Here is a 22,827-nt window from a genome sequence, read left to right on the forward strand (position 1 = left end):
CCTAAAACCGTGCTATCCCTTCAAGAGGCCGCCAATGTCATCACCGCCAAAAATTGCCGCTCTGATCGTCGCTGCGGGGCGTGGTACCCGCGCGGGCGGCCCTGTTCCCAAGCAATGGCAAGGCCTGTGTGGCAAGCGCGTAATCGACCACACCGTTGCCGCGTTCCAGCGTCACGGCGCGATTGATACGATAGTTATTGTTCTGAACGAAGCCGATATGGATCAGGCCGAGGGGTTCAAGGCCGAAGGATGCTTGATCGCTGTGGGCGGGGCCGACCGTGCAGGGTCTGTGCGCAGCGGACTGGCCCTGATTGGCCAGAGTGATCTGGTGTTGATCCATGACGCCGCGCGGCCCTGTGTGTCGAAAGCCGTGATTGATGGTGTTCTGACGGCGCTCAAGACCTGCCCGGCCGCGGCCCCCGGTCTGCCCGTGACCGATGCCCTGTGGCGTGCAGAGGATGGCGAAGTCGCCGGCACCCAAGACCGCACCGCCCTTTACGCAGCCCAAACCCCGCAAGGTTTTGTCACCGCCGCCATTCAGGCCGCCCATGCCACCTTTGACGGGGTCGCGGCGGATGATGTCGAAGTGGCGCGTGCGGCCGGAATCTCCGTTGCCATCACCCCCGGCAGCGCCGATAACCTGAAAATAACCCTGCCCGGCGATTTGACCCGCGCCGCCCGCATATTGGAGAGCCAGATGGACATTCGCACCGGCAACGGATTTGACGTACATGCCTTTGGGCCCGGTGACCACGTGATGCTGTGCGGCGTGAAAATCGACCATGATCAAGGGCTTATGGGCCATTCTGACGCGGATGTCGGGATGCACACGGTGACTGACGCGATTTATGGGGCTTTGGCGATGGGCGATATCGGCCAGCATTTCCCGCCCTCTGATCCGCAATGGAAAGGTGCCGCGAGCCATATCTTTTTGACCCATGCCGCCGATCTGGCGCGGTCCAAGGGGTTCACCCTGACCCATGTCGATTGCACCTTGATCTGCGAATACCCCAAGGTCGGCCCCCATGCCGCCGCCATGCGCGATGTCATGGCCCTGTATCTGGGGATCGACGCCGACCGCGTATCGGTCAAGGCAACCACATCCGAGCGTCTGGGCTTTACCGGTCGCGGCGAAGGCATCGCCTGCATGGCCACAGCAACATTGGTGAAACTATGAAACTTGCAAAGCTGATCGGCACCGTTCTGGGCGTCGGATATATTCGCCCTGCCCCCGGCACCTGGGGGTCGCTGGTCGCCCTGCCATGGGCGTGGCTGTTGCATGTGATCGGCGGGTTCCCCTTGCTGGTGATCGGTATCCTCGTGGCCTTTGCCGCCGGTTGGTGGGCGACGGCAAAGATGACGGCTGGCAGCGATGACCACGACCCCTCCGAGATCGTGATCGACGAGGTCGCAGGCCAGTGGATCGCCCTGCTGCCGCTCAGTTATGCGGCGTGGTCGATGGGGTTGAATATCCTTGTGATGTGGCCGGGCTGGATTGCGGCCTTTGCGCTGTTTCGCCTGTTCGACATCTGGAAGCCGCTGCTGGTGGGCTGGGCTGACCGGCGCGGTGATGCGCTTGGCGTGATGCTGGATGATGTGATTGCGGGGGTCTTTGCACTGATCTGCGTGATTGCGCTGGCGGGGCTTTATCATGGGCTTCTCTGACGCGGCGATTTTGCTGGAACGCGCCCTTGCGCGCGGCATCATGATCACCAGCGCCGAAAGCTGCACCGGGGGCATGGTCGCTGCTGCATTGACCGATTTGCCCGGATCATCCGCCATGTTTGACCGCGGGTTTGTCACCTATACCAATGACGCCAAGATAGATTTGCTCGACGTGTCACCGGCAACCCTTGACCAGTTCGGGGCCGTGTCCGAACAGGTCGCGCGGGAAATGGCACTAGGTGCCTTGGCCCATTCAAAAGCCCAAATCGCCGTATCCATCACCGGAATCGCAGGGCCTGGCGGGTCTGAACACAAGCCTGAAGGGCGCGTGTGCTTTGGTCTGGCCACCGATGAAAACGTCGCGGTTGAGACGCTGGATTTTGGCCCGCTGGGGCGCGATAAGGTCCGTCTGGCCGCGCGCGACCACGCCTTGACCCTGCTTTTGGGCGCGGTTTCAAACTGATCAAAAAATAGGCTTAACGCCTTCAATGCAGCCTAAATTTAAGGCGCTTGCATAAATGCACGAATAAATGGCGTCTCTGCCTGCATTTTGACTTTCGTTGCGCCACCCCATCCGCTTTGCAGCCTTTCAACATACCGCAATGGGGGAAATTAACGATGAATGCTGCCGATACAGCCTGGATCATGACCGCGACGGCCTTGGTTCTGTTTATGACTTTGCCGGGGCTTGCCCTGTTTTACGGCGGCCTTGTGCGCAGCCGCAACGTGCTGAGCGTTTTCATGCATTGCTATGCCATCGCCTGTCTGATGAGCGTGCTTTGGTTTTTCGTCGGCTATTCCATCGCTTTCGGGTCCGGCACATCGGGTTTCTGGGGCGGCTTGGACAAGCTGGGCCTGAACGGCGTCACGGTCGACAGCCTGTCCGGCACCCTGCCCGAGATCTTGTTCTTTGCTTTCCAGATGACATTCGCGATCATCACGCCTGCGCTGATCGTCGGTGCCTATGTTGAGCGTGTCGGCTTTGGCTTTGTCATGCTGTTTTCGGGGTTGTGGATGTTGATCTGCTATGCGCCTGTTGTGCATTGGGTCTGGGGCGGCGGTTTTCTGGCCGACGGCGGTATCTTTGGCGATGTGGGCGTACGCGACTTCGCGGGCGGCATTGTGGTGCATGAAACCGCAGGTCTCGCGGCACTGATCATCGCCTTCTTTCTGGGGTCACGCAAAAACAGCCACACACCGCCGCATAACCCCGGTTTTGTGATGATCGGTGCGGCGATGCTGTGGGTCGGTTGGTTCGGCTTTAACGGCGGCTCGCAACTGGCGGCGGATGGTGGTGCGGCAATGGCGATCACGGTCACGCATATTTCTGCCGCGACAGCGTCTCTGTCCTGGGCGCTGTGGGAACGTATCAAATTCGGCAAATCGTCGATGGTGGGTATCGTCACGGGTACAATTGCCGGTCTGGCATCCATCACCCCCGCGTCCGGTTTTGTCGGCCCATGGGAGGCGCTGATCATCGGGGCCGTGGCCGGTGTGATGTGTCAGGAGGCCGTTTTGCTGATCCGTAACAAAGCCAAGATCGACGATACGCTGGATGTCTTTGCCGTACACGGTGTGGGTGGTATCTTTGGCACGATCATGATCGCGGCCTTTGGCGCGGGCTCCTGGGCGGCGCAGCTGGGGTCGCTGGCGATTGTTGGCATCTATACCACTGTGGTCACCGTCGCCTTGGTGTTCATCTGCAAAGCCATCACACCGCTGCGCGTGTCGGAAGAGGAAGAGACAACCGGCCTTGATCTGGCTGTGCACGGCGAGCGCGCCTATGATCTGACCAGCTAGGCCGGGATATATTGGAAGCGGCTCGATTGATTTCGAGCCTTGGCAATCCCTGAAAAAACGATGCTCTCGCATGTCACATGCGGGAGCATTTTTCGTCTCATACCGTGGTTTCCATGACGACACCCCGATTTCTTAATTTAGACAAATACACATGCGAATGAGGGCGAAAGCATATTTGCAAAATGGATGATCACTGTGCGCGACGGGATTCTCGAGGGGTTCGAACCCAAATTTAAATCCATTTCCAAGGATGCCGACCGGTACTTTGACGCTCTTGTCGCCTGTTCCGAAAGCGGCAGTATTCGAACGGATCAGGTCATTGCGCTCAGCGGGGCGGGCACCCTTTGGATCACCTATCAATATATCGACAACGGTTTTCTTGATCTGGTCGAGGCGGACATGATCCGCACTGTGACCAGCCGCGATTTCTTTGGCCCTTTGTTTGAAAACACAAGGTTGATACTGAACCGGCTGCTGCTTGTGGCAGAGCCGGACCGTGTGATCAAAATCTACCGCGCTGCCATAAAGCATCGCTTGAATGCGTTGAAATCCATCAGCGCGACCCGAAAGAAAGCCCAAAAACAACCCGATCGCATCCGCGCCGAGCAATGGGCAGATACGTATATTCCAGCGCTCGAAACAATGTTGCAGGACTATCGCGCGCTGCTGGTGCAGATCGATAAAACCGACCCTGAGCTGGCCGAATTCGATCAGATGTTTCAGCGGCTTGAAACGGCTTTTCGGACCTCGAACGGCTGATGTAGGTGTTGGTTAAGCCGTCGGCCCGTATAAATCCGCCGCGCGTTTTTCAAAGGCGCGTACCACGCGTTGCATCGCCTCGTTGAAAACCACGCCGATGATCTTTTGCAGCACCATGTTCTTGAACTCGAAATCGACAAAGAAATGGACCTTGCAGGTACCTTGCCCCGCGTCTTCGAAATGCCAGTTGGATTTCATGAACTTGAACGGCCCGTCCAGATATTCGGTGTCGATCTTTTTCGGTTCAGGCCACAGCACCACACGGCTGGTGAACCTTTCGCGGAACACCTTGAAACTGATCACCAGATCGGCATCCATCACCTCGTGATCGCCTTTGTCCGTGCGGCTTTTGATGCGCGCGGCGGCGGTCCAGGGCAGAAATTCGGGGTAAGACGCCACATCGGCCACCAGATCATACATCTGTTGGGCGGTGTAGGGCAGTTCGCGGGTCTCTGAATGGGTAGGCATTGATTTCCATCTGTCATGTAGTTAGCCCTTATGAAATCTTAAACGCCCCCTTTTCAAGGTCAAACCCATGCCAACGCGTCCTTATGTCATCGATGAAATGATCTCGGCCAAGGCGATTGCTGCGCGGATCGAAGCGTTGTGCCGTGAAATCCAGACCGAATTCGAAGGCACCAGCAAGCTGACCGTGGTCGGGCTGCTGCGCGGATCGTTTGTGTTTATCGCCGATCTGGTGCGCGAACTGGACCTGCCGATCGAGGTGGATTTTCTGGAAGCGTCCAGCTATGGCGACGGCATGGAAAGCAGCAGAGAAGTACGTATTCTCAAGGACTTGCGCGGCGCTATCGAAGCGCGTGACGTGCTGGTTGTCGAAGATATCGTCGATACGGGCCACACGTTGCACCACGTGCGTAACCTGCTTTTGTCGCGCGAACCGGCGCGGCTGAAAACCATTGCATTGCTGGACAAACCCAGCCGCCGCGAGGTCGACATGAAGGCCGATTGGATCGGCTTTGAAATACCGGATGAATTTGTTGTGGGCTATGGCATTGATTTCGCACAGCGCAACCGCAACCTGCCCTTTATCGGCAAGGTCCGCTTCACATCATGAACATTGTCTGGCTCATGCGGATGAAACGCTGGGCGCAAAACCCGCCGTCGCCCCGGCGGGTTAAGTTTGTGTTTGCAATCATTCTGGTCGCGGCGATCATCTTTGGTCTGGAATACGCCGGCTATTGGCCCGAGTGGTTAACAGCCGAACGTATGGGCCGCAGGTTCTAACCTAGCTTTTTGCCAGCTTGGCCTGACGCGCGGCCCGCAGGCGCGCGAAATCATCCCCCGCGTGATAGCTGGACCGGGTGAGCGGTGTCGCCGAAACCATCAAGAATCCCTTGCCGAATGCCGCCTTTTCATAGGATGCGAATTCATCAGGATGCACGAAACGGTCCACGCGGTGATGTTTGGGCGTGGGTTGCAGATATTGCCCGATGGTCAGGAAATCGATGTCGGCGGCGCGCATGTCTTCCATGACCTGAATGACCGATTGGCGGTCTTCGCCCAAGCCGACCATGATGCCGGATTTGGTGAACATCGACGGGTCCAGTTCCTTGACCCGCTGCAACAGACGCAAGCTGTGGAAGTACCGCGCGCCGGGGCGGACTTCGGGGTACAGGCCCGGCACGGTTTCAAGGTTGTGGTTAAACACGTCAGGCCGCGCCTCGACGACGATTTCCAGCACCTTCGGATCGCAGCGGATGAAATCCGGCGTCAGAATCTCGATCGTGGTGTCGGGCGACCTCTTGCGAATGGCGCGAATGGTCTGCGCGAAATGTTCGGCACCGCCGTCCGCAATGTCGTCGCGGTCAACCGAAGTGATCACAACGTGGTTCAGCCCCAGTTTGGCCACCGCATCTGCAACGCGGCCCGGTTCGAACACGTCCAGATCCTCGGGCGGCTTGCCGGTGGCGATGTTGCAGAAGGTGCAGGCGCGGGTACAGACCTCGCCCATGATCATCATGGTGGCGTGGCCCTGCGACCAACATTCGCCCACATTGGGGCAACCGGCTTCCTCGCAAACTGTGACCAGCTTGTTTTCACGCATAATTTTTGCCGTATCTGCGTAACCTTGGCCCCCTGGTGCCTTGACGCGAATCCAGCTTGGTTTTTTCGGCTGCGGATTATCGGGGCGTTTGGCTTTTTCAGGGTGGCGCTGTTCGGGGATTTTAAGGTCGCGCATGGTCTGGCTCCGTATGTCGGTTCGCGGGCAATGTAGTCGTTTCACCCGCCACAGGAAAGAGGCAGCGGGCGCATGGCTGGTTTTCGAAAAATGGGGGGATTTTTGGCCCGAGGATCAGAAAGATGTTCTCATTTTTCAACTATTTAAAAAAATGTTAATTTTCCCTTCGCCTGTTGCGGGTATCCACCCTAAGGTTGCACTCGTTTTTAACGCTATACCAAGAGGAAAACTAAATGTCCGCACCCAACGGAATCCAAGACGTCTGTATCATCGGCTCAGGCCCTGCCGGTCTTCAGGCTGCCTATTATTTCGCGAAAAAGGGGGTGTCGTTTACCGTCCTTGAGCGGTCGGACAAGATCAGCGCGTTTTTGCGTAACTTCCCGCGCCATCGTCAGTTTATCTCGATCAACAAGGTGCATACGGGCCTCAGCAACCCTGAAACCCGTCTGCGCCATGACTGGAATTCGCTGCTGAACGACGAAGGGCTTCTGTTCAAGGACTGGAGCCGCAAGTATTTCCCAAGTGCCGATGATTTCACCAGCTATGCCGAAACCTTTGCCAAACCGCTGGCAGATCACATCGTTTGCAACGCCGATGTGCAAAAAATCGAAAAAGCCGCTGACGGCTTTGTGATCAGCTGTGCCGACGGATCCACGCACCGCGCGGCAAATGTGATTGTGGCCACCGGCGTCAGCCAGGCCTGGGATCCGGGTATCAAAGGGTTTGAACTGGCGGCAAATTATACCGAATTCGACCCGACCCCCGAGCTTTACGAAAACAAGCGGGTGCTGATTCTGGGCAAAGGCAACTCTGCCTTCGAGACCGCCGATTCGCTGTTGGAACATGCGGCCAGCATCCACGTGATGAGCCCCAACCCGATCAAGTTCGCATGGCAGACGCATTTTGTCGGCAACCTGCGCGCGGTTAACAATAATTTCCTCGATACATATCAGCTGAAATCCCAAAATGCGGTGATTGATGCCAAGGCGACCGAGATCACCAAAGAAAACGGCGTCTATACCGTGCGGGCGCAAATGACGGCAGCCGAAGGGCACGAAATCGTGCTGACCTATGACCATGTCATCGCCTGCACAGGGTTCCAGTTCGACAATTCGATCTTTGCCGAAGACATCCAGCCCGCCCTGCGCCACTTCGATAAATTCCCCGTCATGACCGGCGAATGGGAAAGCGAGAACGTCAAAGGCCTGTTCTTTGCGGGCACGATTATGCAGTCTTGCGACTATAAAAAGACCATGTCGGGCTTTATCCACGGCTTCCGGCACAACGTCAAAAGCCTTGCGGAACTGATCACGGCGCGGGTCCACGGCACCGCCTATCCCACCGTGACGACCCCCCTGTCAGCACCCGAACTGGGCAATGCGATCATCGACCGGATCAGCACGGCGTCGGGTATTTTCCTGCAACCGGGTTTCATGGCCGATGTGATTTTGCTGGACGGACCACAGGCTGGTAAAACCTATCAGGACATCCCCGTATCTTGGACGAAAGACGCCCCCTTTACCACGGGTTCGTTCTTGCAGGTCACGCTGGAATATGGCGATTTTGGCAGCGATTCCCTGCATGTGAAACGTCAGAACAACGTGTTTGGCAAAGAACCCGATGCGTTCATCCATCCGGTGGTCCGCTTGGTGACGGATGGCAAAGTCGTGGATCAGATGCATATGGCCGATCACCTGGATGCCGATTGGCGCCCGCGTGATGCGCGCGGTGGCGACCAGGGCACCGTTTTGCAGATGACCTTTGCCGATGCGGGCGGCACCGTTGATCCCGCCGATGTCGCACGCCAGCAGCTTGATGCGTTCTTGCTTCGGGACGGGATCGGCCAGTTCGCACAAGCGACAGCGGCTGAATGAAAAAGGGGCGCGGCGGTTGAACGCCGCGCCCAGCCCCTTGCGCCGGTCAACCGATCATCGCGCTTCCGGGCCCCAATGTTTCATCGTAATGCTTGCGCAGCCGCATCAACGCGATCCGTAGCACGATCTTGCCCGACCGCGCCGACCAGCCAAGCCGCTTTTCGGTGGTCTCCAACCCCTCCAGGTAACAGCAGCAGCGCAACACCACATCCGACAGCCCCGGACCCAGATCGGCCAGGGCCGACCCGACCCGTGCCCGCGCCGCAGAGGGCGCGCTGCCGGTAAAGCTGCCCGCAGGCGCGTCACCGCCGGGGGTTAGAAACCGGTCCCAGTTCTGCGTGGTTTTTTCGCCCATTTGGGCCAGCTCGAAATCCTCGCGCAGGCGTTCACCGGCTTGCACCAAGCGGTCAGACAGAAAATTCGTTCCGTCCTTGTCACGGCGGCGCGCCAAAGCCGCCAAAGGGCTTTCGGCAAGGGTATAGCGGGCGCGGCGCGATGATTGCGGGCGCGCGCATATGTCGTCCTGGGTGGCAAAATCGGCTTGCGCATCCGCAAACCCCAGCGGTCCGCGCGGCTGTTCCTGCTGCAACATCTGTTCCAGCGCGGTGCGCCCCGCGGCCGTGATGAAATACCGCGTAATCCGCCCGCTGCCGGTGGTGGCAATCCACCCTTTAAGCGCCATCGCCTGTGCAATCGGTCGGTCAACCACTGCGGTGCGGGTGCTTGACCCGCCTGCCCCGTCGCGCACCACGACGGCCTTTTCCATCTCGGCTGCCACCGCCAGCATCGCGCCGGTTTCACACATCCGGCGCAAGATCCGGCGCGCTTCGGACATCAGGGTTTCATCATCGGGCATTTGAGGGTCCTCGGGCTGGGTCATCTTTGGCCTTTCTGTGTTCCTTGGGGACGTGCGGCGACTCACGCGGCCCAGTGTTTCCAAAGCATCATCAATCAACGGATCGTCCCGCCGGGTCTCCAGCTTTCGGATCTGGCGCAGGATGGTTGATGCATGGCAATCGGCGGAGCGTGCCAAGGCGCGGATCGGGCGGCCCTGCTCCACATGCGACAGATAATGTCGTGCGTCGCGGGGGACCCATGCCGGTATGTCTGATCCGGCGGAATGTGCCGCCGGGCGAGTGGTTGAAAGCCCTGTCATATTGCTTGTCCCTTTTTGTCAGTTACTAAAGTTGTCCACAGACTTATCCACACAACCTAAAGATGCATTAGTTACGTGTTTGTTAAAATCACGCCGTCGAAACCATGATTGTTTCCAAATGGTAAACAGTCGTAACCGGCCCGCGCGGCCAGACCACCGGCTGCGCAACAGATCGAAATTTCATGTGATGGTTCGAGGGTTCCGGCCCGCGTCACGGGACGATTTCAAACCTCAAGGATCTGAAAACATGCAAGATATCATCTCAAGACTGAACGCCCTGCACCGCCCGTCCCTGCTGATGCGGGCGGCGCGCATTGGCGCAGAAAGCTATCGCAGGGCCAGCCATTTGCGGCGTCTTCTGGGGTGCAGCACCCCCCCGCGCAGCGGTCCGGCCTTGATGCACCTGATCGAGATCGAGGCAGAACTGAACGCCCAAAGAAAAATGGCGGACGCAAGCTATTGCCTGGTCCGCCATGTTGATGTGGTCAGCGCCATGATCGGCGAAGCCCGCGTGCTGCGGTCCTCGGAAGATCCGATTACATAAAGCTGTCCGGCTCTGCCGCTTTGCGTTCTGCAACAAACGCATCCAATGCCTCGCGGATTGCGGGGTCCATGGGGGGCTGAACATAGTCTCCCAACAGTTTCTCAACCCGTGCCGACGCCAGGGCTTGGGTGTCGCGCGATCCCTCGTCCTGCCAGGTCTCGAACGGCTTGTAGTCCAGCAGATCGGATTTCCAGAACGCCGACTTAAAGTTCGCCTGCGTATGGGCACAGCCCAGATAGTGGCCGCCGGGGCCCACTTCGCGAATGGCATCCAACGCTTGGGCGTTCTCGTCCATCTGGATGCCTTGCGCCAGATGATGCAATGCACCCAACTGGTCCGCATCCATCACGAATTTCTCGAAGGAACTCACCAACCCGCCCTCAAGCCAGCCACAGGCGTGCAACATAAAGTTCACGCCAGACAGCAGGCCCATGTTCAGGCTGTTTGCGGTCTCGTAGGCGGCCTGCGCATCAGGCAGTTTCGACCCGCAGAACGATCCCGCAGACCGGAACGGCAGTTTCATCCGCCGCGCCAACTGCCCCGCGCCATAGGTAATATGCGACGCTTCCGGCGTGCCAAAGGTCGGCGCACCCGAATTCATGTCGATCGACGTCACAAATGCCCCGAAAATCACCGGTGCCCCTTTGCGGACCAACTGGCTATAGGCGATGCCCGCCATCACTTCGGCCAACACTTGCGTCAAGGTACCGGCCACTGACACAGGTGCCATCGCACCGCCCACGATAAAGGGCGAAATGATCGCAGCCTGGTTGTTTTCGGCAAATACCTTCAACGCGCCCATCATCACATCGTCGAATGTCATGGGAGAGTTGATGTTGATCAGCGATGTCATCACCGTGTTTTGCTGCACGAAATCAGCGCCAAACAGGATGTTGCACATATCAACCGAATCCTGCGCGCGGCTCGGCTCGGTCACAGAGCCCATGAACGGCTTGTCGCTCAGGGTCATGTGGGCGTGCAACATATCCAGATGGCGCTTGTTCACCGGCACGTCGGTCGGCTCGCACACGGTGCCGCCAGAATGGTGCAACCACTTGGACATATAGCCCAGCTTCACGAATTTGTTGAAATCATCCATGGTGGCATAGCGACGGCCCCCCGCAGCATCGCGCACAAAGGGCGGTCCATAAACCGGTGCCAACACCAGATTGCGGCCGCCGATTACAACATTGCGGTCAGGGTTGCGGGCATGCTGGGTATATTCAGACGGTGCCGTCTTGCACAATTCACGCGCCAGACCCCGCGGTATACGCACACGGTCGCCAGTCACAGTTGCCCCCGCCGCACGCCACAATTCCAACGCTTCGGGGTTGTCAGGGAAGTTAACGCCGATTTCTTCCAGAATGATATCGGCGTTGCGCTCGATGATCTCTAACGATTCGTCGTTCAATATCTCGAAATTCGGAATATTGCGCTCGATATACTTTGCAGTCTCAAAGGATACGGCCGACCGCTCCGCGCGCCGCGCTGCTCCGCCGCCGCCACGCCCACGTCTTGCTGATTCCGCCATGTGATGTTCCTTTTCGCCAAATCTTTCGCCTAGCTACCCCATTCCCCGAGCCGATTTCACGCGGATAACGGCTTTAGGCGTCAAAAACCGACATTGGCCCCTTCTCTGGCTTAAAAATATCCCCGGGGTCTGGGGGCTGGCCCCCAGTCCACTCTTGCCACGCGCGCGATCCGCCCATAATCAGTCTGCATGACAGATATCTCCCATGACCGCCTTCTCATCATCGACTTCGGCAGCCAGGTCACCCAGCTGATCGCCCGCCGTTTGCGTGAACTCAATGTGTTTTGCGAAATTCACCCGTTCAATACGGTTGATGACGCCTTCCTCAAGGACTTCGATCCCAAAGCGGTGATCCTGTCCGGCGGACCGTCCTCGGTCTTTGCCGAAGGTGCGCCCATGCCGCCGCAATCGGTGTTTACGCTGGGCGTGCCGATCCTGGGGATCTGCTATGGCCAACAGGTGATGATGCATTGCCTGGGCGGCAAGGTCGAACGCGGCCACGGCACTGCCGAATTCGGTCGGGCCTTTGTCACACCTTCACAAGCGCGGCTTGATCTGCTGGACGGCTGGTTTGAAACCGACCGCGAACAGGTCTGGATGAGCCATGGCGACCACGTCAGTGCCATCGCACCGGGCTTTGAGGTCTATGGCACCTCGCCCAATGCGCCGTTCGCGATTACGGCCGATGCGTCGCGTCACTTCTATGCGGTTCAATTCCACCCCGAGGTGCACCACACCCCCAACGGGGCCAAGCTTTATGAAAACTTCATCAAGCTGGCGGGGTTCAAAGGCGACTGGACCATGCGCGCTTACCGCGAGGAAGCGATTGCCGCGATCCGCGAGCAGGTGGGCGACGCCAAAGTGATCTGCGGCCTGTCGGGCGGGGTTGATTCCTCGGTCGCCGCAGTGTTGATCCACGAGGCGATCGGCGACCAGCTGACCTGCGTTTTTGTCGACCACGGCTTGCTGCGCAAGGGCGAGGCCGAAGAGGTCGTGAAGATGTTCCGCGACAATTACAACATGCCGTTGATCCATGCTGACGAACAGGAGCTGTTCCTGGGCGAGCTGGACGGGGTTTCCGACCCTGAAACCAAGCGCAAGATCATTGGCAAGCTGTTCATTGACGTGTTCCAGAAACATGCAACCGCCGTGGGCGATGCCAAGTTTCTGGCCCAGGGCACGCTCTACCCCGATGTGATCGAATCCGTGTCGTTTTCCGGTGGCCCGTCGGTCACGATCAAATCCCACCACAACGTTGGCGGCCTGCCCGAAAAGATGGGCTTGAAACTGGTTGAACCGCTGCGTGAATTGTTCAAGGACGAGGTCCGCGCCTTGGGGCGCGAACTGGGTCTGCCCACCAGCTTTATCGGCCGTCACCCGTTTCCGGGTCCCGGTCTGGCCATTCGCTGCCCCGGCGAGATTACCCGCGAAAAGCTGGCAATCCTGCGCGAGGCCGATGCGGTCTATATCGACCAGATCCGCAAGCACGGGCTTTATGATGAAATCTGGCAGGCGTTTGTGGCGATCCTGCCGGTGCGGACCGTTGGCGTTATGGGCGACGGCCGGACCTATGATTTTGCCTGCGCCCTTCGCGCGGTGACATCCGTGGATGGCATGACGGCGGATTACTATCCGTTCACCCATGAATTCCTGGGCGAAACGGCAACGCGCATCATCAACGAAGTGCCGGGCATCAACCGCGTCACCTATGACATCACATCCAAACCTCCGGGCACGATTGAATGGGAATGATGCTCCCAAAAAGAAAGATGCCTCCGGCGGGGATTTTCTTCCATTTGGAAGACAGGGTGTGAGCCCGACGCTGAAGGCAGCATTTTGGATGATCGGGTCGATCAGTTCGTTTTCCGCGATGGCTGTCGCGGGGCGCGAAGTGTCGGGCGTCTATGACACGTTCGAGATCATGATGTACCGGTCGGCGGTTGGGGTTTTGGTGGTCGTCACGCTGGCCTTTGCCACGGGCGCATGGCGGCAGATCAACACGCGCAATCTGGGTCTGCAGATCGGGCGCAATCTGGCGCATTTCACCGGCCAGAACCTTTGGTTTTATGCCGTCACTGTTATTCCGCTGGCACAGGTTTTCGCGCTGGAATTCACCTCGCCCTTGTGGGTGATTGTGTTGTCGCCGCTGATCCTGGGGGAAAAGCTGACGAAAATTCGCGCTTTGGCGGCGTTGATGGGGTTTGTGGGCATTCTGGTTGTAGCCCGTCCCACGGTCGAGGGGATCAATGCGGGCGTGATTACCGCCGCGTCCTCTGCGATCTTCTTTGCCTTTACGATCATGCTGACAAAACGGCTGACGCGCAGTCAGACCATTACCACGATCCTGTTTTACCTGACCGTGACGCAGTTGGTCTTTGGCCTTGTGACAGCCGGATATGACGGCGACATCGTCTTGCCCGACATGACCCACGGCCCGCTTTTACTGTTGATCGGGGTCGCGGGGTTGCTGGCGCATTATTGCCTGACCAACGCCCTGTCGATCGCCCCTGCCACGGTGGTTGTGCCGATTGATTTCATCCGCCTGCCCGTCATCGCGATCATCGGGATGCTGGTTTATGCCGAGGCCTTGGATATCTGGGTCTTTGTCGGGGCGGCCATTATTTTTATCGGCAATTACATCAACCTGTGGGTCGAGACGCATAAAAAGATTTGACCGTTCGGGGATAACGCTTGGAGCCTGAAACCGAGGGTCTGAGGGGAATAAAAGCCCGCCGCAGTTCTGTGGCGGGCTTTTTGCGTTGTCGCGTGATCGGGTGGCTAGTCTATCGCCCGGCCATTTGATAGGTAACGCAAAACCGTTAGATCCAAGGACGACACCGATGCTTTACCCTTCTGCTGATGCATGGCGCGCCGCACCGCGCAAAAAAGTACTGGTGTTTGCCATGTCTGGCTTGGGCAAGACCCATCTGTCGCATTTGCTACGCAGCAATGGCAACTGGTTCCACTACTCTATCGATTACCGCATCGGGACGCGGTATTTGGGCGAAACCATCGCCGACAACGCCAAAGCCGAGGCGATGAAAGTGCCGTTTCTGCGCGATCTTTTGCTGAGCGACAGCATTTATATCGGGTCGAACATCACCTTTGATAACCTGTCGCCTGTTGCCACCTGGCTGGGCAAGCCGGGCGATCCGGCCAAAGGCGGATTGCCGATGGCGGAATATGCCAAGCGTCAGGAGGCGTTCAAAAAGGCCGAACTGGCGGCCTTGTATGACACGGCCCATTTCGCAGCGCGGGCGAAGGATTTGTACGACTATCCGCATTTCATCTGTGACACCGGCGGGTCGATTTGCGAATGGGTTGACCCCGAAGATGATCACGATCCGCTGATGAAGACCCTGTCGGAGGAATGCCTGCCGATCTGGATTAAGGGCGACGAAGCCCACACCCAGGAACTGATCCGCCGCTTTGACCGCGCACCCAAGCCGATGGCCTATCAGCCCGAGTTTCTGGCGCGGGTCTGGGCCGAATATCTGAGCGAAAACAACTGCAAAGAGGATGAGGTTGATCCTGATGCTTTCATCCGCTGGACCTATGCCCAAGCGCTGGCCCATCGCCAGCCCCGCTATGAGGCGATGGCCCGCTGGGGGGTGACTGTCACGACCGATCAGGTCGCCGCGCTGACCTGCGAAAAGGATTTCGTCGAGCTGATTGCAGGGGTGATGGAAGACTAACCCTTGGCAGTTTTGCCCGCACGCCCTATCTAGACGTCTGTTTCAAGTTGGATTTTACCTATGCCCATCAAGCTTCCCTCGGACCTGCCCGCCTATGACGTGTTGACGCGCGAAGGTGTTATGGTGGTTGACGAAGAACTGGCCGCCACTCAGGATATCCGCCCGCTGCGCATCGCCTTGCTGAACTTGATGCCGAAAAAGATCCAGACAGAGAACCAGTTTGCCCGCCTGATCGGTGCCACCCCCTTGCAGATCGAATTCAGCCTGTTGCGGATGTCGGACCATCAATCGCGCAATACGGCTGCCGACCATCTGGAGAGCTTTTACCGCCCTGTATCCGATGTCTGGGATGAAAAATTCGACGGGCTGATCATCACCGGTGCGCCGATCGAGCATATGGATTTCCAAGACGTCACCTATTGGGATGAGTTGACCCGCGTCATGGATTGGACCCAGACCAACGTGCATTCCACCTTTGGCGTGTGCTGGGGCGGAATGGCGATGATCAACTATTTCCACGGTGTCAAAAAACACCTGCTGGACCACAAGGCGTTCGGCTGTTTCAGGCATAGCAATCTGGCCCCGTCCTCGCCCTATCTGCGCGGATTTTCCGACGATCTGGTGGTGCCCGTCAGCCGTTGGACCGAAATGCGCGCCGCCGAGGTCGACAGCGTGCCGGGGCTGCATACGCTTTTGGGCAGCGCCGAGGTCGGCCCCTGTCTGGTCGAAGACGCAGCACACCGTGCGTTGTATATCTTTAACCATCTGGAATATGACCGCGACACGTTGAAAGACGAATATGACCGCGACGTCGAAGCCGGCACACCGATCAATATACCGTGCAATTACTACCCTGATGATGATCCCACCAAGGTGCCGCTGAACCGCTGGCGCAGTCATGCGCATCTGCTTTATGGCAACTGGATCAACGAGATCTACCAATCCACCCCGTTTGAACTTGATCGTATCGGGTCCTGAAATGCTGATCGCTGTTGCCCTGCTGGTCGTGGGGCTGACGGCCCTTGTGCAATGGCGGGCCTATCAGCGTGAACGGATAACCAACGACCAATATCCGCCGCTTGGAGAATTCTTGGAGGTGAACGGCACCAAGGTACATGCGTTGGTGCGGGGCAGCGGCCCTGATCTGGTGCTGATCCACGGGGCGTCGGGCAATCTGCGTGATTTCACCTTTAATATGGTCGATGAACTGGCAACCCGCTACCGGGTGATCTGCTTTGACCGCCCCGGATTGGGCTGGACCGATGTCTTGCCCGGCAACGCGGGGGCGTGGAATAAAAGCTCCGCCTCTCCTGCGGAACAGGCCGCGATGCTTCAGCAGGCCGCCGATCAGCTTGGGGTGCGCAATCCGGTTGTGCTGGGCCATTCCTATGGCGGGGCTGTTGCCTTGGCATGGGGGTTGGCGCGCCCGGATCAGACCGGTGCGCTGGTGCTTGTCGCTGCGGTGTCCGAAGTCTGGCCCGGCAGTCTGGGCTGGCAATACCAGCTGACCGGCTCCACATTGGGAAGCGGTTTGGTGATCCCGGTCATCACCGCTTTTCTGCCCAAGAAATTCGTCGAGGCCAGCCTCGCGGCGATCTTTGCGCCACAGCCTATTCCGCAGGGCTACGGCCCGCATATCGGCAGTGACCTTGCCCTGCGCCGTCCCTCCCTGCGGGCCAATGCCCAGCAGGTGAACTCGCTTTTGCCCCACATCCGTCAAATGGTGCCGCACTATGGGACCCTGACCATGCCGGTGGAGGTGATTCACGGCACGGCAGATACGATTGTGCCAATGGATATCCACGCCAAGGTACTGATGACACAACTGCCCAACGCCAAGCTGACAACCCTGCCCGGTACCGGCCATATGCCCCAACATGTTGAACGCAGTGCTGTTTTTGACGCGATTGACCGCGCGACCTTGCGTGCGGGTTTGCGCTAGCTGCCGGAACGCTTCATAACATATAAATAACGACAGTATCAGGAGGCCGCCATGGACCTGCCCTTTGACGGTGCAATCAGCGCCTATTTCGAAAATGACGCCCCGGATTCCATCCGCAAAGCGATCAAACGCGCAGAAAACGATGATGTTCTGTCCGAGAGCTACCCCCACTCCGAACGCATGGGCGGCAAACGCTATGACAAGGAAATGGCGCGTTTGCAGATCGAACTGGTCAAATTGCAAGCATGGGCACGCGATACGGGCACCCGCATCGCAATGGTCTTCGAAGGGCGCGATGCCGCTGGCAAAGGCGGCACAATCGGGCGGTTCCGCGAAAACCTGAACCCCCGCGAGGCCCATGTCATCGCCTTGTCAAAACCGACCGAGACCGAAGCGGGCCAATGGTATTTCCAGCGTTACGTAAAACATCTGCCAACCGCCGGGCATTTTTCGTTCTTTGACCGCTCGTGGTATAACCGCGGCGTGGTTGAGCCGGTTTTCGGTTTTTGCACCGATACGCAGCGCGACCATTTCTTTACGCAGGTTGTCCCCTTCGAGAAGATGATCGTCGATGATGGCATCCACCTGTTCAAATTCTGGCTGAACGTCGGGCGCGCCGAACAGTTGCGCCGGATGCTGGCGCGCGAAAGCGATCCGCTCAAGCAATGGAAGCTCAGCATGATCGACGTTAAAGGTCTGGCCAAATGGGACGCCTATAGCGCCGCCATCACCGAGACACTGGCGCGCACCCACACCCCGATCGCGCCCTGGACGGTGATCCGCTCCGACGATAAACGCCGCGCGCGATTGCAGGCGATCCGCACGGTGTTGCACAGCTTTGACTACGCTCAAAAGGACGCCCGCGCGATTGGCGCGATTGACGACCAGATTTGCGGCACCCCGGACATCTGGGATGCCTAAACAGGGGTATCATCACGGCAATCTGCGTCAGGCGCTGATCGATGCAGCACTTGAACTGATCGAATTGCGCGGCCCCACCGGTTTCACCCTCTCCGAAGCGGCCAAGCAAGCGGGGGTGACCCCTGCCGCCGTCTATCGCCATTTCGAGGGCCGCGAAGACCTGATCGCCGAAGGGGCGTTGCAGGGCTATGCGATCTTTGCCGATCTGATGGACGCCGCCTATAATTCGGGCCAACCTTCCGCGCTCAAGGCCTTTGAGGCGACAAGCCGCGCCTACCTGGCTTTTGCGCGCGCCAATCCCGGCCATTACATCGCGATGTTCGAAAGCGGCATTTCGGTCAACCGCACGCCCGATCTGGCGGCAGCGGCCAATCGGGCCAATCAGGTGATGGAACAGGCAGCCAGCGATCTGAGCCGCCATATCCCGGCCGAAAAACGCCCGCCTGCGTCAATGTTCTCGGCGCATATCTGGGCGCTCAGCCACGGTGTGGTGGAACTGTTCGCGCGCAATTCACCGGGACGGGCATCGCCCTTTCCAGCCGATGAACTGCTGGAAAGCGGCATTGGTATCTACCTGCGCGGTCTGGGTTTGGTCGACCCCGACACTTAGGCGGTGGTGGCTTAGGCGGCGGCGCGCCCGGTCAGATCAGACAAGACATCCGCCGCAATCTGGAAGGATTTCACCCGCGCCGCGTGGTCATGGATCTGCCCCGTCAGGATCATCTCGTCCGGTTGGTAGCGCGCGATCATATCGGCCAGTTGCGCCCGCACGCTATCCGGGCTGCCCACTGCAGTGACCCGCAAGGCCTGATCAACGGCTTGGCGCATCTGCGTGCCGACTTCGGCGTCAATATCATCCACTGGCCGCGGCAGCTTGCCGGGCCGTCCGGTGCGCAACCGCACAAAAGCCTGCTGCATGGATGTGCGCAAATAAGCCCCCTGCGCATCCGTATCCGCGGCAAATACATTGGCCGCCAGCATAAAATGCGGCCGTGCCCATTGCGCCGAGGGCTTGAAATCACGGCGATAGATCGCGACAGCCTCCTCCAGCGCATCAGGCGCGAAATGCGAGGCAAAGGCATAGGGCAGCCCGAAATGCGCCGCCAGTTGCGCCCCGTAAAGCGACGATCCCAAAATCCAAACCGGCACATGGGTGCCCTGCCCCGGATGCGCTTTCACCGGTGCGTTGGGATGGGCCTCGTCCAGATAGCCCATCAATTCCGCCACATCATCGGGAAACCGGTCACCGCCCTGCATCCCGCGCCGCAACGCATGATAAACGGCCTGATCGCCGCCGGGTGCACGCCCCAACCCAAGATCAATCCGGTCGCCGTGGATCGTGGCCAGGGTGCCAAACTGCTCTGCAATGGCAAGCGGCGCGTGATTGGGCAACATGATCCCCCCCGCGCCCACGCGGATGGATGTCGTGTGATCCGCCACATGACCGATCAAGACGGATGTCGCCGCCGACGCAATCCCGGGCATATTGTGATGCTCGGCCAACCAATAGCGGTGATACCCCGCCGCCTCGGCATGCTGTGCCAGATCAATGGTATTTGCGATGGCCTGACGTGCATCCGACCCTTCAGGGACGGGCGAAAGATCCAGAACGGAATAGCGCATGGCGGTGTCTCCTATCAACTTGCCCCCAACCTAAGCACGCGACACTGAAAACAAAACCACCCCAGCCGTTTCATTTTGCCAAATAAACTCTCCCCGAAGGGCCGGCCCGCCCCGCGCACCCACAGATGCATGTAAACACACCGAACAAACACCACGAAAAAGGGCCGCCCCCAGCAGGAGCGGCCCTTTCCACATATTCTGTCGCAAAACTTAGCGCTTGGAGAACTGGAAGCTCTTACGCGCTTTGGCCTTACCGTATTTCTTACGTTCAACAACACGGCTGTCACGGGTCAGGAAGCCTGCCGCTTTCAGCGCGCCGCGCAAGGAGGGATCATAAAGCTGCAAAGCTTTGGACACACCGTGCTTTACCGCGCCGGCCTGACCGGACAGACCGCCACCCTTAACAGTTGCAACAACGTCGAACTGACCGTCGGTGCCTGTGATGGTGAAAGGCTGTGCAAGGATCATCTGCAAAACGGGGCGCGCAAAATATTCGTTCTGCGGCTTGCCGTTTACGATCACCTTGCCGGAACCTGGCTTGATCCAGACGCGGGCAACCGCATCTTTACGCTTGCCGGTCGCATAGGCACGGCCAAGCGCGTCACGGACGGGCTCGCGTGGTGTCAATTCGACTGCAGCAACAGCGTTCTCGGATACGGCCGCTTCGAGGCCTTCGAGTGTTTTGATTTCATCAGCCATGCTTATTCACTCCGCGTGTTTTTGGGGTTCATGGCTTTAACGTCCAGAACCTCTGGGCTTTGCGCCTCGTGGGGGTGTTCGGAACCGGCATAAACGCGCAGGTTTGTCATGATCTGACGGCTCAGGCGGTTGCCAGGCAACATGCGCTTGACGGCCATAGTCACAACACGCTCTGGGTGTGCACCCTCAAGGATCTGTGCCTTGGTACGCTCTTTGATCCCGCCGGGGTGGCCCGTGTGCCAGTAGAAGTTTTCTTCACGCTTCTTGCCGGTCATCTGGATTTTCTCGGCATTGATCACGATGACGTTGTCGCCGCAATCCATGTGAGGTGTGAAGGATGGCTTGTGTTTGCCGCGCAAACGCATGGCAATGATCGACGCAAGACGGCCAAGGACAACGCCTTCAGCGTCGACGATGATCCATTTCTTGTCGATATCTGCCGGTGTTGCAGAAAAGGTTTTCATGGAGGGAATTCCCGTTAATTTGGTGAAGGGGTCCGAAACGCGAACCCCGCTATCTGATGGCTGGGTTATAAACACGCGCCAAGTCGCGTCAAGCGCCAGTTTTCCAAATTAACCGTGCAAAAACAGTTACTTGCAAATTAGGTATAATAATACCCCACAAAAATCACACGCTCAGCTGCTCTGGCGGGCTGTCCAGCAGCTGGCGCAGCCGTAAAATCGCCGCCTCGTAGCTTTCCAGCGACACACCGGCGTTCACGGCAAGGCGCACGGCATGGGGCGCGCGGGCGTCACGGCTGACGAATTCTTCGGCCGACCGGATCTGCACGCCTTGCGCTTCGGCGGCCTGACAAAACGCCCCTGTCCGCCAGCCCACGGGCAAGCGCAGCCAGAGATAGGGCACATTGGCGCGCCATGTCACATCATAGCCGCCCAGAATATTGACCGCGCTTTGCACATAGGTGTTGAACCCCTGCCGTGTCCCTTCAGCCAATGTGTCGATGTCGGGATGGGTCAGCAGCTTTGCGCAGAGATCTGTCAGGGGCGTGGCAAGGCCAAAGCTGTTGTATTCCGCGACACGGCGCAGATCGGGCGTGCGCCCTTCGGGGGCAATGGCAAAGCCGATCCGCAAGGCCGGGGTCAGGATTTTGGCCAGCGACGAGATATACCAGCCCCGTTCGGGAGCCAGCAGACGGTAGGTCGGGGCCCGTTCGACCAGCATCCGGTAACAATCATCCTCGACGATCTGGATGTCGTATTTCCGCGCGACCTTGACCAGTTCATCGCGGCGGGCGACGGGGGTAAAGGTACCTGTCGGATTGTGAACCTCGGGCGAGGTGCAAAATATCTGCGCATCATGGTTGCGTGCGGCTTCTTCCAGCGCTTGGGGGATGACGCCATCGGCATCCATCGCAACGGGGATCACATCGGCGCGCAACAATTCAGCGGCACGGCGGAACCCCGGATAGGCCAGTTCCTCGATCAGGATCGCAGGCCGGCGGCCTTGCAAGATCGCCTGAAACACCAGTGACAGCGCGTTTTGCCCGCCATGGGTCAGCACGACATCGCTTTGCTCAAACGCCCCCAGCGGGGTGCCGGTCAACCAGCGCACCACGGCTTCGCGGGCGGGTTGCGCACCGATACGGCTGGGATAATGCATGATCCCCGAGGGCGGATCATTTGCGATCTCGGCCAGGAGTTTCCGGATCAGCCCCGCCTGCCCCGAAGATGGCAGATGCGGGGAAAACATATTGACGTTGAAATGGTCATCCAGCTTTTGCGCCTTGTGGGCGATGACATCGATTTCGATCGGGCCTTCCGGCTCTGGTGCGGGTGTTTTCGACGCCACAAAGGTGCCGCGCCCGACTTCGGCCAGCAACGTGCCGCTTTCGGTCAGCATGGTATAGGCCCGCGCCACGGTCCCGGGGGTGATTTTCAAGATCCAGGCCAGATCGCGCACGGGGGGCAGTTTATCGCCCTCTTTCAATGCGCCGATTTCAATGCCGTGGCGAATGGTTGCAATGACAGCTTTGTACTTGGGGCCGTGCCCGTGATCCAGTGATGGCTGCCAAATTGTACCCATTACAATATTTTCCTTTTCAACGCGTGTGGCATTTTGTACCACAATGTTACGGTACATTCAATAATGTGTCAATACAATTCAGATATTAAGGAGATTCTCATGACACAGACCCTTACCCTTTCCACTGAATCAGTGGCCATCCTGAACCAGCGCGGTACGCCTGTTCTCGCTGTTATTGCGGTAAAATTTGCGGTTTGTGTTACGAAGATGACGACACGTCGCCGGACCCGCCTGGCCCTCTCCCAACTGGAGCCGTGGCAGCTGGACGATGTAGGACTGACATCCAAACAGGCTCATGATGAGTTTATTCGGGTGTTCTGGAAAGCGTGACGTCCCTGTGGCGCCAACCAGACCTCTTCACTTGGGCCGGTACAT

Annotated in this window: 25 protein-coding genes; 17 read left to right on the forward strand and 8 right to left on the reverse strand. The window is 58.5% G+C overall.

The window, feature by feature from the left end; all coding sequences use genetic code 11:
• The first annotated feature begins 34 nt into the window (after window positions 1-34).
• From HGT1_RS10375 to HGT1_RS10395, 5 genes are all read left to right on the forward strand, one after another.
• Window positions 35-1,177, forward strand: coding sequence for a bifunctional 2-C-methyl-D-erythritol 4-phosphate cytidylyltransferase/2-C-methyl-D-erythritol 2,4-cyclodiphosphate synthase (locus HGT1_RS10375; protein WP_176249872.1), 1,143 nt, complete (start codon window positions 35-37; stop codon window positions 1,175-1,177).
• Window positions 1,174-1,665: a phosphatidylglycerophosphatase A gene (locus HGT1_RS10380; protein WP_176249873.1), complete on the forward strand. Its 492-nt coding sequence runs from the start codon at window positions 1,174-1,176 to the stop codon at window positions 1,663-1,665. The genes HGT1_RS10375 and HGT1_RS10380 overlap by 4 nt, the downstream gene beginning before the upstream one ends.
• Complete coding sequence (locus HGT1_RS10385) at window positions 1,652-2,128, forward strand: CinA family protein (RefSeq protein WP_176249874.1); 477 nt, start codon at window positions 1,652-1,654, stop codon at window positions 2,126-2,128. Before HGT1_RS10380 ends, HGT1_RS10385 begins: the two co-directional genes overlap by 14 nt.
• Window positions 2,129-2,283: 155 nt before the next feature.
• The gene (locus tag HGT1_RS10390) at window positions 2,284-3,465 is read left to right on the forward strand and encodes an ammonium transporter (RefSeq protein ID WP_176249875.1); all 1,182 of its coding nucleotides are present in this window, start codon (window positions 2,284-2,286) and stop codon (window positions 3,463-3,465) included.
• A gap of 195 nt (window positions 3,466-3,660) precedes the next feature.
• Window positions 3,661-4,224, forward strand: a complete 564-nt coding sequence (locus HGT1_RS10395; RefSeq protein ID WP_176249876.1) for a hypothetical protein — start codon at window positions 3,661-3,663, stop codon at window positions 4,222-4,224.
• A gap of 12 nt (window positions 4,225-4,236) precedes the next feature.
• Here the strand turns inward: HGT1_RS10395 and HGT1_RS10400 are convergent, their stop codons facing one another.
• Window positions 4,237-4,692, reverse strand: coding sequence for a type II toxin-antitoxin system RatA family toxin (locus tag HGT1_RS10400; RefSeq protein WP_176249877.1), 456 nt, complete (start codon window positions 4,690-4,692; stop codon window positions 4,237-4,239).
• Window positions 4,693-4,759: 67 nt separating this feature from the next.
• Between HGT1_RS10400 and hpt the strand changes: the two genes are divergently transcribed.
• Both hpt and HGT1_RS10410 read left to right on the forward strand, forming a co-directional pair.
• The gene (hpt, locus tag HGT1_RS10405; protein ID WP_176249878.1) at window positions 4,760-5,299 is read left to right on the forward strand and encodes a hypoxanthine phosphoribosyltransferase; all 540 of its coding nucleotides are present in this window, start codon (window positions 4,760-4,762) and stop codon (window positions 5,297-5,299) included.
• Complete coding sequence (locus tag HGT1_RS10410; RefSeq protein WP_176249879.1) at window positions 5,296-5,469, forward strand: hypothetical protein; 174 nt, start codon at window positions 5,296-5,298, stop codon at window positions 5,467-5,469. The genes hpt and HGT1_RS10410 overlap by 4 nt, the downstream gene beginning before the upstream one ends.
• Before the next feature lies 1 nt (window position 5,470).
• Here the strand turns inward: HGT1_RS10410 and lipA are convergent, their stop codons facing one another.
• Window positions 5,471-6,424, reverse strand: a complete 954-nt coding sequence (lipA, locus tag HGT1_RS10415) for a lipoyl synthase (RefSeq protein ID WP_176249880.1) — start codon at window positions 6,422-6,424, stop codon at window positions 5,471-5,473.
• Between the two features lie 233 nt (window positions 6,425-6,657).
• On the opposite strand from lipA, the gene HGT1_RS10420 reads away from it, so the two are divergent.
• Complete coding sequence (locus HGT1_RS10420) at window positions 6,658-8,298, forward strand: NAD(P)-binding domain-containing protein (protein WP_176249881.1); 1,641 nt, start codon at window positions 6,658-6,660, stop codon at window positions 8,296-8,298.
• A 46-nt stretch (window positions 8,299-8,344) separates the two neighbouring features.
• Here HGT1_RS10420 and HGT1_RS10425 read toward each other — a convergent pair whose 3' ends face one another.
• Window positions 8,345-9,454, reverse strand: coding sequence for a DUF6456 domain-containing protein (locus HGT1_RS10425; protein ID WP_176249882.1), 1,110 nt, complete (start codon window positions 9,452-9,454; stop codon window positions 8,345-8,347).
• A gap of 247 nt (window positions 9,455-9,701) precedes the next feature.
• Here HGT1_RS10425 and HGT1_RS10430 point away from each other — a divergent pair, with 247 nt between their 5' ends.
• Entirely contained in the window at window positions 9,702-9,998 is a 297-nt protein-coding gene (locus tag HGT1_RS10430; protein WP_176249883.1) for a DUF6477 family protein, read from the forward strand.
• On the opposite strand, the gene HGT1_RS10435 is transcribed toward HGT1_RS10430, so the two are convergent.
• Window positions 9,991-11,529 carry a trimethylamine methyltransferase family protein gene (locus HGT1_RS10435; RefSeq protein WP_176249884.1) on the reverse strand — a complete coding sequence of 513 codons (1,539 nt, stop codon included), beginning with the start codon at window positions 11,527-11,529 and terminating at the stop codon, window positions 9,991-9,993. The two genes, HGT1_RS10430 and HGT1_RS10435, sit on opposite strands and share 8 nt — an antisense overlap.
• Before the next feature lie 189 nt (window positions 11,530-11,718).
• On the opposite strand from HGT1_RS10435, the gene guaA reads away from it, so the two are divergent.
• The 7 genes from guaA to HGT1_RS10470 all read left to right on the forward strand — a co-directional run bounded on the left by guaA (window position 11,719) and on the right by HGT1_RS10470 (window position 18,697).
• Window positions 11,719-13,281: a glutamine-hydrolyzing GMP synthase gene (gene guaA, locus HGT1_RS10440; RefSeq protein WP_176249885.1), complete on the forward strand. Its 1,563-nt coding sequence runs from the start codon at window positions 11,719-11,721 to the stop codon at window positions 13,279-13,281.
• Between the two features lie 88 nt (window positions 13,282-13,369).
• On the forward strand, window positions 13,370-14,203 hold the full coding sequence (locus HGT1_RS10445; RefSeq protein WP_176250216.1) for a DMT family transporter: 834 nt from the start codon (window positions 13,370-13,372) through the stop codon (window positions 14,201-14,203).
• A 166-nt stretch (window positions 14,204-14,369) separates the two neighbouring features.
• The gene (locus HGT1_RS10450) at window positions 14,370-15,224 is read left to right on the forward strand and encodes an ATPase (protein WP_176249886.1); all 855 of its coding nucleotides are present in this window, start codon (window positions 14,370-14,372) and stop codon (window positions 15,222-15,224) included.
• Between the two features lie 60 nt (window positions 15,225-15,284).
• Complete coding sequence (gene metA, locus HGT1_RS10455) at window positions 15,285-16,202, forward strand: homoserine O-succinyltransferase (protein WP_176249887.1); 918 nt, start codon at window positions 15,285-15,287, stop codon at window positions 16,200-16,202.
• 1 nt (window position 16,203) lies between these two features.
• Entirely contained in the window at window positions 16,204-17,166 is a 963-nt protein-coding gene (locus HGT1_RS10460) for an alpha/beta fold hydrolase (RefSeq protein WP_176249888.1), read from the forward strand.
• Window positions 17,167-17,217: 51 nt separating this feature from the next.
• Window positions 17,218-18,087 carry a polyphosphate kinase 2 gene (gene ppk2 / locus HGT1_RS10465; RefSeq protein ID WP_176249889.1) on the forward strand — a complete coding sequence of 290 codons (870 nt, stop codon included), beginning with the start codon at window positions 17,218-17,220 and terminating at the stop codon, window positions 18,085-18,087.
• Window positions 18,080-18,697: a TetR/AcrR family transcriptional regulator gene (locus tag HGT1_RS10470; RefSeq protein ID WP_176249890.1), complete on the forward strand. Its 618-nt coding sequence runs from the start codon at window positions 18,080-18,082 to the stop codon at window positions 18,695-18,697. Before ppk2 ends, HGT1_RS10470 begins: the two co-directional genes overlap by 8 nt.
• 11 nt (window positions 18,698-18,708) lie before the next feature.
• Here HGT1_RS10470 and HGT1_RS10475 read toward each other — a convergent pair whose 3' ends face one another.
• From HGT1_RS10475 to HGT1_RS10490, 4 genes are all read right to left on the reverse strand, one after another.
• The gene (locus HGT1_RS10475; RefSeq protein WP_176249891.1) at window positions 18,709-19,710 is read right to left on the reverse strand and encodes an LLM class flavin-dependent oxidoreductase; all 1,002 of its coding nucleotides are present in this window, start codon (window positions 19,708-19,710) and stop codon (window positions 18,709-18,711) included.
• A 210-nt stretch (window positions 19,711-19,920) separates the two neighbouring features.
• A complete protein-coding gene (rpsI, locus tag HGT1_RS10480) occupies window positions 19,921-20,409 on the reverse strand; it encodes a 30S ribosomal protein S9 (protein WP_176249892.1) in 489 nt (162 codons plus the stop codon).
• Between the two features lie 2 nt (window positions 20,410-20,411).
• Window positions 20,412-20,873 carry a 50S ribosomal protein L13 gene (rplM, locus tag HGT1_RS10485; RefSeq protein ID WP_176249893.1) on the reverse strand — a complete coding sequence of 154 codons (462 nt, stop codon included), beginning with the start codon at window positions 20,871-20,873 and terminating at the stop codon, window positions 20,412-20,414.
• 163 nt (window positions 20,874-21,036) lie between these two features.
• On the reverse strand, window positions 21,037-22,452 hold the full coding sequence (locus HGT1_RS10490; RefSeq protein WP_176249894.1) for a PLP-dependent aminotransferase family protein: 1,416 nt from the start codon (window positions 22,450-22,452) through the stop codon (window positions 21,037-21,039).
• Between the two features lie 99 nt (window positions 22,453-22,551).
• Between HGT1_RS10490 and HGT1_RS10495 the strand changes: the two genes are divergently transcribed.
• Window positions 22,552-22,782 (forward strand): DUF1127 domain-containing protein, encoded by a 231-nt coding sequence (locus HGT1_RS10495; RefSeq protein ID WP_176249895.1) that lies wholly within the window; start codon window positions 22,552-22,554, stop codon window positions 22,780-22,782.
• The last annotated feature ends 45 nt before the right edge of the window (window positions 22,783-22,827 follow it).

It is taken from the genome of Sulfitobacter sp. HGT1, assembly GCF_013282155.1.
Taxonomy (GTDB): Bacteria; Pseudomonadota; Alphaproteobacteria; order Rhodobacterales; family Rhodobacteraceae; genus Sulfitobacter.

What these genes read in the sequence shown, in the direction of transcription:
- rpsI (WP_176249892.1), bottom strand. Translation starts at nt 20,409, where the DNA reads ATGGCTGATGAAATCAAAACACTCGAAGGCCTCGAAGCGGCCGTATCC.
- HGT1_RS10390 (WP_176249875.1), top strand. Translation starts at nt 2,284, where the DNA reads ATGAATGCTGCCGATACAGCCTGGATCATGACCGCGACGGCCTTGGTT.
- ppk2 (WP_176249889.1), top strand. Translation starts at nt 17,218, where the DNA reads ATGGACCTGCCCTTTGACGGTGCAATCAGCGCCTATTTCGAAAATGAC.
- HGT1_RS10425 (WP_176249882.1), bottom strand. Translation starts at nt 9,454, where the DNA reads ATGACAGGGCTTTCAACCACTCGCCCGGCGGCACATTCCGCCGGATCA.
- HGT1_RS10430 (WP_176249883.1), top strand. Translation starts at nt 9,702, where the DNA reads ATGCAAGATATCATCTCAAGACTGAACGCCCTGCACCGCCCGTCCCTG.
- lipA (WP_176249880.1), bottom strand. Translation starts at nt 6,424, where the DNA reads ATGCGCGACCTTAAAATCCCCGAACAGCGCCACCCTGAAAAAGCCAAA.
- HGT1_RS10410 (WP_176249879.1), top strand. Translation starts at nt 5,296, where the DNA reads ATGAACATTGTCTGGCTCATGCGGATGAAACGCTGGGCGCAAAACCCG.
- rplM (WP_176249893.1), bottom strand. Translation starts at nt 20,873, where the DNA reads ATGAAAACCTTTTCTGCAACACCGGCAGATATCGACAAGAAATGGATC.
- HGT1_RS10375 (WP_176249872.1), top strand. Translation starts at nt 35, where the DNA reads ATGTCATCACCGCCAAAAATTGCCGCTCTGATCGTCGCTGCGGGGCGT.
- HGT1_RS10490 (WP_176249894.1), bottom strand. Translation starts at nt 22,452, where the DNA reads ATGGGTACAATTTGGCAGCCATCACTGGATCACGGGCACGGCCCCAAG.
- HGT1_RS10450 (WP_176249886.1), top strand. Translation starts at nt 14,370, where the DNA reads ATGCTTTACCCTTCTGCTGATGCATGGCGCGCCGCACCGCGCAAAAAA.
- HGT1_RS10495 (WP_176249895.1), top strand. Translation starts at nt 22,552, where the DNA reads ATGACACAGACCCTTACCCTTTCCACTGAATCAGTGGCCATCCTGAAC.
- HGT1_RS10445 (WP_176250216.1), top strand. Translation starts at nt 13,370, where the DNA reads ATGATCGGGTCGATCAGTTCGTTTTCCGCGATGGCTGTCGCGGGGCGC.
- HGT1_RS10380 (WP_176249873.1), top strand. Translation starts at nt 1,174, where the DNA reads ATGAAACTTGCAAAGCTGATCGGCACCGTTCTGGGCGTCGGATATATT.
- metA (WP_176249887.1), top strand. Translation starts at nt 15,285, where the DNA reads ATGCCCATCAAGCTTCCCTCGGACCTGCCCGCCTATGACGTGTTGACG.
- HGT1_RS10470 (WP_176249890.1), top strand. Translation starts at nt 18,080, where the DNA reads ATGCCTAAACAGGGGTATCATCACGGCAATCTGCGTCAGGCGCTGATC.
- HGT1_RS10475 (WP_176249891.1), bottom strand. Translation starts at nt 19,710, where the DNA reads ATGCGCTATTCCGTTCTGGATCTTTCGCCCGTCCCTGAAGGGTCGGAT.
- HGT1_RS10435 (WP_176249884.1), bottom strand. Translation starts at nt 11,529, where the DNA reads ATGGCGGAATCAGCAAGACGTGGGCGTGGCGGCGGCGGAGCAGCGCGG.
- HGT1_RS10420 (WP_176249881.1), top strand. Translation starts at nt 6,658, where the DNA reads ATGTCCGCACCCAACGGAATCCAAGACGTCTGTATCATCGGCTCAGGC.
- hpt (WP_176249878.1), top strand. Translation starts at nt 4,760, where the DNA reads ATGCCAACGCGTCCTTATGTCATCGATGAAATGATCTCGGCCAAGGCG.
- HGT1_RS10400 (WP_176249877.1), bottom strand. Translation starts at nt 4,692, where the DNA reads ATGCCTACCCATTCAGAGACCCGCGAACTGCCCTACACCGCCCAACAG.
- HGT1_RS10460 (WP_176249888.1), top strand. Translation starts at nt 16,204, where the DNA reads ATGCTGATCGCTGTTGCCCTGCTGGTCGTGGGGCTGACGGCCCTTGTG.
- HGT1_RS10385 (WP_176249874.1), top strand. Translation starts at nt 1,652, where the DNA reads ATGGGCTTCTCTGACGCGGCGATTTTGCTGGAACGCGCCCTTGCGCGC.
- guaA (WP_176249885.1), top strand. Translation starts at nt 11,719, where the DNA reads ATGACAGATATCTCCCATGACCGCCTTCTCATCATCGACTTCGGCAGC.